At 47.4% G+C, this 13031-nt stretch carries 12 protein-coding genes; 1 reads left to right on the plus strand and 11 read right to left on the minus strand.

The features are described from left to right. Positions 1-236: 236 nt before the first annotated feature. A complete protein-coding gene (gene corA / locus WH46_RS01375; protein WP_017811338.1) occupies positions 237-1172 on the plus strand; it encodes a magnesium/cobalt transporter CorA in 936 nt (311 codons plus the stop codon). Positions 1173-1370: 198 nt separating this feature from the next. Here the strand turns inward: corA and WH46_RS01380 are convergent, their stop codons facing one another. From WH46_RS01380 to WH46_RS01430, 11 genes are all read right to left on the minus strand, one after another. Further along, a complete protein-coding gene (locus WH46_RS01380; RefSeq protein ID WP_046225442.1) occupies positions 1371-4571 on the minus strand; it encodes an HAD-IA family hydrolase in 3201 nt (1066 codons plus the stop codon). Positions 4572-4940: 369 nt separating this feature from the next. After that, positions 4941-5411 carry a disulfide oxidoreductase gene (locus WH46_RS01385; RefSeq protein ID WP_046225443.1) on the minus strand — a complete coding sequence of 157 codons (471 nt, stop codon included), beginning with the start codon at positions 5409-5411 and terminating at the stop codon, positions 4941-4943. Positions 5412-5416: 5 nt separating this feature from the next. Next, positions 5417-6199 (minus strand): DsbA family protein, encoded by a 783-nt coding sequence (locus WH46_RS01390; protein ID WP_017811341.1) that lies wholly within the window; start codon positions 6197-6199, stop codon positions 5417-5419. Then, positions 6183-7082 carry an ROK family protein gene (locus WH46_RS01395; RefSeq protein ID WP_017811342.1) on the minus strand — a complete coding sequence of 300 codons (900 nt, stop codon included), beginning with the start codon at positions 7080-7082 and terminating at the stop codon, positions 6183-6185. Before WH46_RS01395 ends, WH46_RS01390 begins: the two co-directional genes overlap by 17 nt. Before the next feature lie 290 nt (positions 7083-7372). Beyond that, complete coding sequence (locus tag WH46_RS01400) at positions 7373-8482, minus strand: phosphodiester glycosidase family protein (RefSeq protein WP_046225444.1); 1110 nt, start codon at positions 8480-8482, stop codon at positions 7373-7375. Next, positions 8483-9370, minus strand: coding sequence for a 5'-3' exonuclease (locus tag WH46_RS01405; protein ID WP_017811344.1), 888 nt, complete (start codon positions 9368-9370; stop codon positions 8483-8485). Positions 9371-9632: 262 nt separating this feature from the next. Continuing rightward, positions 9633-10061 (minus strand): hypothetical protein, encoded by a 429-nt coding sequence (locus WH46_RS01410; RefSeq protein WP_017811346.1) that lies wholly within the window; start codon positions 10059-10061, stop codon positions 9633-9635. A 190-nt stretch (positions 10062-10251) separates the two neighbouring features. Continuing rightward, a complete protein-coding gene (locus WH46_RS01415) occupies positions 10252-10614 on the minus strand; it encodes an arsenate reductase family protein (protein ID WP_017811347.1) in 363 nt (120 codons plus the stop codon). 67 nt (positions 10615-10681) lie between these two features. Further along, positions 10682-11791: an RluA family pseudouridine synthase gene (locus WH46_RS01420; protein ID WP_046225445.1), complete on the minus strand. Its 1110-nt coding sequence runs from the start codon at positions 11789-11791 to the stop codon at positions 10682-10684. 18 nt (positions 11792-11809) lie between these two features. Then, a complete protein-coding gene (locus tag WH46_RS01425) occupies positions 11810-12376 on the minus strand; it encodes a cob(I)yrinic acid a,c-diamide adenosyltransferase (RefSeq protein WP_017811349.1) in 567 nt (188 codons plus the stop codon). A 19-nt stretch (positions 12377-12395) separates the two neighbouring features. Next, positions 12396-12953: a hypothetical protein gene (locus tag WH46_RS01430; protein WP_052714073.1), complete on the minus strand. Its 558-nt coding sequence runs from the start codon at positions 12951-12953 to the stop codon at positions 12396-12398. Positions 12954-13031 lie beyond the last annotated feature (78 nt).

Consider the following 13031-nt stretch of genomic DNA (forward strand, 5'->3'; position numbering starts at 1 on the left):
TGTTTTTCATAAAAGTAATTGAATCCAAAGAGGTGAATTTCAAGATGGAAGGCGACCCGAGGCCCAGCTGGCAGTACAGGAAGTCACAACTGCAGGAAATGAACGACAATACGATACCAGAGGAGCGCGCCATGTTTGAAAAGGTACTTTTTTCATATAAAGCGAAGCTTTAAATAAGTATGTATGATTGCCGTGTATTTTCCTGCTCACTTTAACCAAAAAAGGAGTAGAGGAATATGAAAATTCGGCACGTGAATGCTGGTAACTTTACACTCATTGAAGATATTAATGAAGCGCTGGTGGCTCCTGAAGAGGGATTTTACTGGATTGACGCTGGTCTTGATGACCTGATCCTGCTTCAACCGCTGTTTATGCTGCATGATCTGGCTGTTGAGGATATGATGGGCGATGAAGAGCAGCGTCCAAAAATTGAAATCTACGAGAGCCATTACTTTATCGTCGTTAACAGTATTCGTTTTGACGATGAAGAGATTTTCCTGCGTGCATTGAATATTTTCCTGGGACGTCATTTTATCATCACAGTGACCCGTCAGAAAATAAGTGAACTACGGACGCTCAAGCCGATTCTATGGGAAGAGGAAGTAAGCCGTCCCGACAAATTCATGTATTTGCTGGTCGATCTGGTAGTGGATAACTATTTTACGGTCGGTGACCGGATCGAAGACCAGATTGAACGTCTGGAAGAAAATATCCTGATGAATACCAAAAAGTCGCATCTTAACGAAATTATCGGTCTGCGCGGCGAGATTCTCTGGCTCAAGCGTGTACTTGGTCCTCAGCGCGAAGTTATCAATACACTGAATAAAAAAGATCTGCGTCTGATCGATGACCAGCTGCAAAAATACTTCAGTGACGTGTACGAGAATGCGGTCAAAGTCTCCGAGATGTTTGACACATTCCGCGATCTGATGGGTAACTTACGTGAAGCCTACCAGTCCAGTATCGCCAATCGTGCGAATGAAATTATGCGCGTATTTACCGCGATTACGACTATATTTATGCCGCTGACCGTAATTACCGGTATCTACGGAATGAACTTTGAATATATGCCGGAATTGAAGTGGCATTTTGGTTATCCGATGGTAATTGGTATTATGATTATTCTCGGTCTGACCATGTTCTTCACTTTCCGCAAAAAAGACTGGATCTGAAATGAATAAAGCTGTCCTGCCCTGCTTGTAAACAGGGATCGGGACAGCTTTTTTTGTGTCTTACAATAGGTTACGGTTCATCTGATTCAAGCAAATTATCTGTTCACGGCGGCTACCATTCTGTTCCAGATGGGTTAGATAGCCCGCTAAACTTTATTAGCATGTTTTCACTATGAACACTCTAACATAGACCAGTGATCAAGGAATCTCCATCCATCTTTTCATAGTCTCTGCATTCAGGTGAGTCAGGCTGGCTACGGTAAAGTGCGCATGATCCACAACGTGCTGGATATTGACACCAATCGTCTTCATGCCGACTTCACGCACAGAACGCAGGCAATCTGCGGAATCCTCGATAACCATACAATGATAAGGGTGTACATTGACCGATTCTGCCGCAAGCACGAATACTTCCGGATCGGGTTTCGGATGTTCAATATCCTGCGCCTGAATAATCGATGCAAAATAATCAATAATACCAAGACGCTCCATGATCTCCTTGGCATCCGGACGGTCTGTCGCGAGCAATACCGTTACATCCTGCTCTTTGAGCTGCTGCAGCAGTTCAATGGAGCCAGGCATCAGATATTCGCGATAAATATACTCATGAGACAAAGGATTACTCAGTACCGTAGGATCCCATTCCGGTGACGGTTGGTTATCCATGATAGTATCTTCCCCATCATTGCTCTGAACAGCCGATGCATCTTGAGCCGGTTCCGACTGGGCAGGTGATGTGCTGCCTTTGGATTTGGATGTGTTGTTTTGTCCATCAGGCGATGCTTTGTCAGTATCAGCCGAAGTACCTGCAGCTTCGGTACCTGTGCTGCTATCGGCTTCGCCATCTACCGTAGATGAAGCTGACGGTTCTGTAACCGAATGGTCCGGCTTGCCATTGCCTTCTGATGATGGACTGCCTGCGCTGCCAAGTACTCCATTCTCATCCATTTCCACTGTAGGAGGCTCTTCTGGTACATAGGTTAATGGAGGTAACTGCGCAGGTGTACCGCCAAAGTAAATATCCTGCTTCTCCGGCAGCGGCATCAGTACACCCTCCAGACCGAAAATAACAGCCTGCAGCGCGCGATTCTTCATAATTAGCGGCTGGGTCAGAGCGACCAGTCGTTCATGTCCATAATGGGTGACGATTATAGGTTCACCGCGTACCAGTCGATACGTGGTCAGATTGTCCTCAATTGTAATCTCCAGCAGACGCTTCTGGAACTGTACGCGGAAGCTGTAGCGTGTCCAGCCTGGTGGCAGCTTCGGTTCAAAATGAAGCTTGCCTGCATATTGACGCATACCTGCAAATCCGCCAACAATGGTCAGCCAGCTGCCTGCCATGGAAGCGGCGTGAATACCGTCTTTGACGTTGTTATGGAAATCATCCAGATCCATACGCGCCGACTGGATAAAGAAATCATAAGCAGGGTCCATTGTTCCAAGCTCTGCAGCCATAATCGCATGGATCGCAGCAGACAGGGAAGAGTCATGTGTGGTCAGCGGCTCGTAATACGCATAGTTCCGTACCTTTTCCATTTTGGTAAACCGATGTCCCAGCATATACATCGCCAGAATCAGATCGGCCTGCTTGAGTACCTGATGGCGGTAAATAACGAGCGGGTGAAAATGCAGCAGCAGCGGATATTTCTCTGCCGGTGTATTTTCAAAATCCCAGATCCCTTTATCCAGGAAGGAATCATCCTGTCCGATCAGACCACTCTGACGATGAATATACATAGAATCTGCCGCACGTTCCCATACATCGATCTCTTCATTGGTAAGTCCCATCGGGCTAAAGATCATCGCTTCATAGGAGTTAGGATCGGTATCACACCATTTTTTGAGTTCACGGGCAGTGAATTCCAGCTGATCCTTAACCATCATGTTCGTATAGGTATTGTTATTGACCATGGCGGTATATTCATCCGGTCCGGTTACTCCGTTGATACAGAAGCCTTTACCGGGAATCCAGTCCCCTGCAGACATGAAGAACCGGCAGGTCTCTACCAGCATCTCAAGTCCCTTGGTTCGCAGGAACTCCTGATCGTCCAGCGCTTCTGTATACTGAATAACCGCATGGGCTACATCGGCATTAATATGATACTGCGCAGTTCCGCCCGGATAGTAGGCAGATACTTCTTCCCCGCCGATCGTACGCCATGGATAGAGGGCACCCGATCCTGCCATCTCGACAGCACGCTCTCTCGCCTTGGGCAAAGTATGATAACGGAATTCCAGAAGCTGATGTGCCAGATCCGGCTGTGTATACAGGAAGAACGGCATAATATACGTCTCGGTATCCCAGAAATAGTGACCTTCATAACCTTCCCCGGTAATCCCTTTGGCACCGATATTGGTACGTCCATCACGGCCTACAGACTGGAACAGATGAAAGGCATTGAAACGCAGTCCCTGTTGCAGTTTCTCGTCGCCTTCGACCTGAATATCGGCGGTTTCCCAGAATTCATCCAGACGCTGCTTTTGCAGATCAGCCAGCGCTTTGAATCCATCTTTCATGACATCCTTGAGCGTGGATTCTGCCAGAATAGGCAGATGTTCAATCTCGTAGTCTTTGGATGTGTAATAGACAATCCCCTTTTCCAGTACAGCCTCGGTATCCTGCTTGAGATTAAAGGTAAAATGTTTTTCCAGGCGCTGTTCCTGCTGTTCGCTTTTCAGCTTGTATTTGCGGTTCGCCCGATGATCGGCAGCACACCAGAGGTGGAATTCCGTCTCTGAGGTTTGCTGCTCCAGTGCCATACGGGTGCCTTCCTCATGCTTGCCAATCGTATTCAGTACCTGCCCTTTAAAAGCGGCTCCGGCACGTGGATCGCCTTCGGAGATTTCATTGTGCACTTCGCCGTTCAGTGCAGAGACGAGAGTGATTTCTCCCGAGAAGTTAAGCGGCTTCACCGTATAGCGAATCATTGCTACATGCTTGTTGGCAAAAGACACCAAGCGTTCGATCCGGATCGAAATACATTTACCTGTACCACTTTCCCAAGTGATCTGACGGGTAAGTATACCGGTCTGCATGTCCAGAGTACGTTCATAATCAATCAGCCGTCCGGCAAGCAGATTGAAGCGTTCTCCCTCGATCCAGAGCTCGATAATCTTGCTGTCTGTCACATTCAGCATCGTCTGCCGCTTGCGCGCATAACCATAGGCTTCCTCACCATACGTGATATCTGCCGAATCATAAAATCCATTCAGATATGTACCATTTAGTGCATCCACTTCCGGTACATCCATACCTTCCTCAAAGTGGCCTCTCATCCCGATATAGCCGTTGGCTACGGTAAAGACCGTCTCACTGCGGCGGTTATACTGCGGATTATATAAAGTTTCTCGAATCGTCCACGGTTCTATTTCATAGATCGTTGTTCCTTCTCTCATTCCGCTGGCTCCTTTCTGATTTGAAATGCTGCTTCAGATTATGCTGCTTCTAATAGTAATGTCATAACTGCCATTGCTGTCTACAGGCGCGTACCTATTTAATTGCATAAACATACCCTTGAAATAATTAACCATATTTCAACCATGAAAGCTCTTACAAAAAAATTAAAGCAAAATAAATTTGAATAACCCGAATAAAACGGTGACCAAAAATGCAATAAACTACAATTTCGGATATAACAAAGGTCCCTTTCTACTTAAGATTATAGAAAGGGACCTTGCTGTTTACAAGCATCAGAATAAGATCACACTCCATACATTGGCACTTCCATTGTTGGCAGGTGCTTATGAAGCGATAAGATTCTGTTGTTATTCTTCTTCATAGGCGAATTCAGCATCAGTCACTTCATCATATGCACGGCTTCCGCGCCATAGCAGCAGGGCAATCAGTGTAAATGCCACAAATGCCATAAACGGAATCGTGATAAAACCAAGCAATTCGAAATACGCCTGATTACAGGGCACTCCTGTGGTACACGGCGTTACACGTGCAAGTGCAGGAATATGTTCCTCTGCATAATGATACAGGGCAATGAGGCCGCCTATAATACTGAGCGGCAGTACATAGCCTACAATACGGCGATCACTCCGATAAGCGGCAATACCGAGCAGAATGACCTGTGGATACATGAAAATTCGCTGGAACCAGCATAACTTGCAGGGATCAAACTTCAGTACATCGCTCAGGTAAAGACTTCCTCCTGTCGCGACGATTGCTACAATCCAGGCCAGAAAGAGATAATACTTCGCCAGAAAGGACTTGAAGCCACCTGTCTGCATCGGAGTTATCCCTCCGATCCGGCAGCGGTCTTCGCCTGCTCAATCGCCTGTTTGAGAGCTTTGTAGTCACCCAGATCGCCGGTATACTGTACCCCATTAATAAAGATAGACGGCGTGCCCGGAATCTGCAAGGCTTCGCCTTTGTCATACTGGGCTTCTACCTGCTTGGCATAGGTTTTGTTCTCGATATCCTCGCGCAGTTTGGCAGTATCTATACCGAGATTGGCTTTTTCCGCCAGCTGAACCAGATAGTCGGTCGTCGCCCACTCTGTATTCTCATCTTTTTGATTGGCATAGATGCTATCCAGATAAGGCCAGAATGCTTCATTTTTCTGATGATAGACCGACTCTACTGCCAGCGCAGCTGTTTTGGAATCCTCACCAATAAACGGGAAGTTGGAGAAATATAGCGCAGCTGTACCGGTATTGATATAATCTTTTTCGATCTGCGGAACAATCTGTTCATTATACTGCTTGCAGATCGGACATTTAAAATCGCCGAACTCCACAATTTTGACTGGTGCATCCGTTTTGCCTTTGAACGGGAGCTGGGCATAATCGAATGTTGCCGGTGCTGAACTACTGGTACCTGCTGTGTTGTTATTATTCGGGATAAATACAATCAGCAGTACAACTACTGCAATCACTGCTACGGTACCGATGATCAGATTGCGCATCGTTTTCCGCTGACGTATGCGTTCTTTTTCGAGACGTTCCTGATTTTTCTGGCGTTTGATTTCTGGATTGATCTTTTTCTTGCCAGGTTTGGAATTAGACAACGTCTGCACCTGCCTCTCCCTCAAGAGCCAGCTTCGCCAGTGCAATTGCGCCGCATAGTCCAGCATTGTCGCCAAGACCCGGGGAAACAATATACTGATCCAGATTTTCCTGTAGACTCGGGTGCTGCACATAGCCATTCAGCTGCTGCTGCAGTTTCTCGCGGATCAGCGGGAACAGCTGCTCCTGCTTCATCACGCCGCCGCCCATAATGATCTTCTGTGGCGACAGGATCAGTACATAGCTCATCAGTGCCTGTGCCAGATAGTAGGCTTCCATCTCCCAGGCTGGATGATCCGGCGTCAATTCGGAACCTTTCACCTGCCAGCGTTTCTCCAGAGCAGGACCTGCTGCCATACCTTCCAGGCAATCTCCGTGATATGGGCAGAATCCTGCAAATGTATCGTCGGGATGACGACGAACCAGAATATGGCCCATTTCCGGATGGGACAGTCCGTGCAGCATTTTGCCATCGACTACAGCGCCAGCACCGATACCGGTTCCTACCGTAATATACAGGCAGCTATCCAGGCCTTTGGCTGCTCCCCAGGTATACTCTCCGAGAGCAGCACCATTCACATCGGTATCAAAGCTCATAGGAACAGCAAAATGCTGTTTTAAGTGCCCGATAATATCAAATTGTCCCCAATGAGGCTTGGGCGTTGTTGTTATGTATCCGTACGTTGGGCTGCCCGGAATCGGGTCAATAGGTCCGAATGATCCTACTCCCAGTGCTTCAATGCCTTTTCCTTCAAAAAATGAAACCACGTTTTTCATTGTGATCTCCGGTGTCTCTGTAGGGAAGCTGGCACGTTCGAGAATTTGTCCGTCCTCTGTTCCAATACCGCATACAAATTTGGTACCGCCTGCTTCGATTGCTCCGAGTTTTTTCATGAATTTATGAGTCTCCTTTGCAATATGCTTGTGGATTATCGGTAATTCGGATTGCATCAGTCTCTGATCTTACGCCTTTTCTGTGTCGGACAGATGTCGACATTGATAAAAGTCCTAAGATTCAGAAACTGCGCAGATCCTGTTCGTATATCCGATTTATCATTGTAATGGGATACGGAACTTTGCCAAATGACAGACATCACTACTGTATGATATGCAGAACAATGCCTGATGATTATGCATTGATGCAGCGATAGATCTCTTCGTATCCATCTGCACCGCTATATCGCTTAAGAACGATTGCCTCCAAATACAAGCGTATTACTGAGCGGACGGCCAGCAGATGTAATCATTTTGCCATTCGCATACATACCCGAAGAGGCTCCGCCATCCAGATTCATCGCATCCCGGGCACCGAGTTTCTGCATGATGGCAGCCCACTGCTTCATCGTCGCTCCAGACACGGTAGCGATCAGGACCGAACCATCTGGCATAATGGCAATTCCGCTGCGTGCGCCCGAAGCATTCAGTATTTTGGGGTCCTGAAACCCTTCGGTTGCGGCATCCAGTGCCACTTGTCCATGATCTACCAGCCGCGGACCTGCCCCAACAGCAGTCACCACATCCTGCCATGCAATATCCTTGCCATGCATATCCTGGTAGTCGATATTCATCTTGACCTGTGCTCCCGGTTCGAAACGGTCTGCTGTCGACTTTTCACTGCCGGTATACACAATTACATATCCATTTTTAGGAATTGATGTATTTTTATTATTCGCTTTGCGGATAACTTTTCCCTGCACAACTGTTACAGCTATTCCTCCGCTGAATCCGGTAGATGCTCCACGATCCGGCGTGTAGACGATCGACGTACCAGCAGCTGTTCCTGGTGTACGGTTAAACCAGGTTGCATACCAGCTTGATCCCCGACCTTTTGCAGGAGTAACCGTACCGGTAACCGAGATACGCAGACTGTCCATTTTGGCAGTGCCATCCTTGGTGAATCCAATCGTCGTACCATAACGGCCCAAATGCTGCAGACGCCCTCCAGAGATCAGGGTTCCGTACGGATCAGGTGGGCCGCCATAAGCTTCAAAAAAAGCACCATTGATTGCTGCACCTGCTCCATACGAACGGGCTATGGCAGCAAGAGAAGCGGTATGCCCTACCTGACGGTCTGCGAGTCCGACAGCAGTAGCCGTACCTTTGGGGATACGTACCGTCTGTCCGTTAAATGTACGACCTGCTGCATTTACTTTTTGCGTGGAGACCTTGAATGTTGATGAACCTGCTGCAATCGCTTGGGAAGAAAATGCAGGCCAAATAGAGATTAGAAGCATTATACAGAGCAACAGCGCTGTATTGCGTACAGAACCGAGGAGAAGGATATTCTTTTTCATTTAAAACACGCCCACTCCCAGCATCGAACAGAGACTCTTGATCTCCAGCTCTTCAAATTTGCTCGTTATCGCCTCATCATTGAGCAGCAGCAGACATTCATCCAAGGTGCAGACGACAGGCACATGGCGATGAATCGTTGCCAATCGACGTGACAAATGCAGCATATCGAGATCTGCTTCAATTTTTTTGCGAACCGATGGAGTCAAGTGCTCCAGATTCTCCAGAATCCCTTCGACCGAGCCGTACTCTTTGACGAGTTTTGTAGCAGTCTTTTCTCCGATTCCCTTTACACCCGGATAGTTATCGCTGGCGTCCCCCATCAGTGCTTTCATATCGATGATCTGTTCGGGAGTAAGCTCTTTTTCTTCCAGCAGGGACTCCGGCGTATAGACTCTGTAATTGCCATAGCCTTTTTTCATAATAATCACACTGGTGCGATGATCGACCAGCTGCAGCATATCATGATCACCCGTCAGGATGAGCACTTCCATGTTCTGCTCTAGTTCACGGGAAATAGTACCAATACAGTCATCCGCCTCATATCCCGGCGCACTCAGATTCGGAATGCCCATACTCTCGGTCACTTCCAGAATCAGGTCAAATTGCGGGATCAGATCATCCGGTGCAGCGGTTCGGTTGCCTTTGTAGGCAGCAAATTCCTCGCGGCGGAAAGTTTGGGTACCCAGATCCCAGCAGCAGGCAATATGAGTCGGTTCGTACAGACGTACCGCATCCCATAGATAACGTACAAATCCATATACGGCATTGGTTGGAATACCAGACTTGGTGCGGCGAATATAGCCAGTCTGGGCAGTGGCATAATACGCACGGAACAGCAGAGCCATTCCGTCGACTAACATCATTTTACGTTCATTAAGTTCTGTCAATTGTGTCTTCTCTCCTATACATATGAAACCAGTTTGACTATATCATACCGAATATGCAGCTGACTGTACAACTGTTCACAGCAACCAATTTACCCATGCCATCTCTACATTCTCATACCCGTCGGCATCCTGATGCTGCAATTTATGCTCATATGTCTGATAACGGACGGTCCGTATGGCTTTATACGCCAGAAGCTCCCTTTGTATAGATAGAAAGGGAGCTTCTGTATGCACTTGGTTTATTCCATTTTATATTATGCTTTTACTTTTTGAGCTTGTACGTAAATTCCCAGACTGCCTCGTTACCTGAATAACGTCCACGATTCTCTGTTACCGTCACCTGCATCGTGACAGAAGTTCCCCGAGTAGAAATCGAAGATACTTTTACCGATTTGGTGGCACTGCCCTGATCCGGAATTTTGTCTTGTTCTTCTACATAAGCATACAATGAGACTTTGCCATTGGAACCAGTCTGTACAGTCACGCTCTGTCCTTCGCTCAAATGTTTGCCGCCTGCTTTGGCTTCGGTATACCATTCATTGCCAACATGCTCATTGGATATCATCTTTACATTAGTCAGTGTAACCGTACAACTTGATGAAGCTGCCTGTGCCGGCACATATGTACCACCCAATACCAATGATGTGGTCAGTAGTACGATGGCCGATGCTTTCGTCCATATCGTGTTCATGATTCCGCCTCCAAATGATAATTTCACTGAACAAACCGATGATTTATATAAATGAAGCACTATAACCATAAACAGGTATTATTCAGTTACTTTATTTATCGGTCAGAAGGGAATATCTGTAAATGAAAAATCTCATGCCGTACCGTTTAGACGGATATTGGCATGAGATCACTAATCGATTTATGAGCAATCAGGCTTTCCAGGCAGATTCATACATATCGGCTTTGAATCCAACTGTAACTCGGTCACCATCGGTGACGATCGGTCGTTTGATCAGCTTTCCATTTTCGGACAGCAGCTGCAGCTGTTCTTCCGGACTCATGGAAGGCAATTTTTCTTTTAGATTCATGGATTTGTACACTTCACCACTTGTATTAAAAAATTTCTTCAATTCCAGCTCACTGTGCTCGACCAGTTCACGCAGATGCTCGGCGCTCGGTGGCGATTCCACGATATGCACCAGATGCAGTTCATGCCCCTGTTCACGCAGCCATTTGATCGCATTACGGCAGGTACTGCACTGCGGATATTGATAAACCGTTAATTTACTCATATTTGTTGATTCTCCTTTGATCGTAACATGAATATTCCAATCGGCTTGGACGCTTCATGTACATAGGTTATTGCTGATCGCCGCGCAGAGAAGCGTCCAGCAGAGCCAGATCTTCCGGCAGTGGAGCCTGGAATGTCATATACTCTCCGGTAGCCGGATGAACAAAGCCAAGCTCGTAGGCATGTAGCGCCTGTCGACCTGCAAGCTCGTCCAGTCTGTGAATAGCCTCGGATGGTGCATCGGGCTCCTTTATTTGCGATATTTGATCAGACCGTAGTACTCCAGTTACAGGCAAATGATGCGTCTTTTGATCAGCTGTATCTCCGGATTTGAACTCAGCTACCTCTTCGAATTCAGATAATGAAGCCGATACTGGATCTGCATATCCATACATCTTGTCGCCGATCAGCGGACAACCAATATGCTTCATATGCACACGGATCTGGTGAGTACGTCCTGTCTCCAGCTGTAGGGATACCAGTGCTGCATCCTGACCGGTGAATTCTTCTACTACCTTGTAGCGGGTAGCCGCATAATAGCCATTCGGCGTCACAATCCGCAGATGCGGTTGATCGGGATCACGGTCAATCGCTCCTTCAATTCGCCCGGATGCAGGCTGCGGCAGATGATGCACATATGCCAGGTACGATTTGAACACCTGATCCTGAATCATCTGCTCGGAGATATGCTGATGCACATACGGATTTTTAGCAACAGCGAGTACACCGGATGTGTCCTGATCCAGACGATGCACCGGACGGAAGCGGAACTGCTCTCCCTTTTGCTGCCAATAATAGACAACTCCATTAGCAAGTGTATCCGTATAATGACCATGGGTTGGATGTACGATAATACCTGCTTTTTTATTAATAATCAGCAGATGCTCATCCTCATAAATAATGTCAAAATCCAGCGGCTGTGGCAGAATATCATCCGAGGATTCCCGCTCCATACGCACTTCCACAATATCGCCTGCCCTAACCTTGTAATCTACATAGACCCGCTCACCATTTAGCTTAACCCCATGCTCTGTCAATTTGATCCGGGACGTTAATTTGCGGGAGATGCCCATACGCCGATTCAGAATCGTCTTTAGCAGCATTCCCTCATCCTGAGACTCGATCCGATAGACGATCGGCTCATAATACATTTTCTGTACTTCCTCTTCACTCTTCATTCCTGTGACACATTCCTCTCAGCTGCGGCGAAATACTTTTTGGCTGCGTACATATTCAATATCGGCGACACCATTACGCACATTGGCAGTACGGGCCACGACAAAGAAATAATCGGATAACCGGTTCAAATACTTGCGTACAGACGGATTGATTTCTTCCGCTGCACCCAGAGTAACCGTACGTCGTTCAGCCCGGCGACAGACAGTACGGCATACATGTAGCGCAGCAGCCAGTGCATGCCCTCCCGGCAAAATAAAGCGTTCCAGCTGCGGATTCTCCACTTCATACCGGTCGATCCATTCTTCCAGGCGCACAGCCATTTCTTCCTGAACCTTATATTTGCTTTCGCTTAGTTTGACGAAGGCCAGATCTGAACCGCAATCGAACAGCTCCTGCTGAATCAGCAGCAGATCTTCGCGCAGATCTTCGAAAGTCTCTCCTTCTGCCAATGCGGCTGCCTGTCCGACAAAGCTGTTCAGCTCGTCGATCGTACCATAAGCTTCGACACGAATATCGTCCTTGCTCACTCTGCCGCCAATTACCGAGGTCTGTCCTTCATCACCTGTTCGTGTATAAATGCCCAAAGAGTTCCCTCCTGTTACTTTATTCAATCATCGCTTTGAGTACCTGAACTGCCTTATCATGATTGGCAAAAATCGGTACGGTCGCATACAGATCTCCTTTGGTATAACCGATCTCCTTGAACACTGCCATCTGATTTACAGGGATGGCAAATAAATGTTCTTTCTGCTTGGCAGGATCGGTGTCTTCTTCATTCGCAGCGCCTTTGGTAACTCCCTTGGTATAGGTTTTGGCATCAAAATCCTGGTCCAATACCAGATGCCCCCCGCTGGTCGCATAGGACTTCATATCATTTTCCGGCAGAATAATAATATCGTCCATGCGGTCGACGTATTCCAGCACCATCTTTTCCGGTGAATAGACCGGAGTTGTGCTGACGGTTACGGTCAGGCTGCTGCCCAGCTTCTGCTGCAGTTTCTGTTGAATCTGATCCGCCATTTCCTGCGGAAACCCTTCACTACCCATAATGAACACTTTTACCTGATTTGGATCTTTGGATGGTTGTCCGCCGCATCCAGCCAGCAGACCGACCATGAGGAGACTGATGATCAGTACTATTCCTTTTGTCCATACCTTCACGGGTGTTCCCCCTTCAACTTAGCTACAATTCATCATACCATAGCTTTCCGGCGTAAAAAAAGAAGACCCTGAATCAGG

Source organism: Paenibacillus dauci (assembly GCF_000971985.1).
Classification (GTDB): Bacteria; Bacillota; Bacilli; order Paenibacillales; family Paenibacillaceae; genus Saccharibacillus; species Saccharibacillus dauci.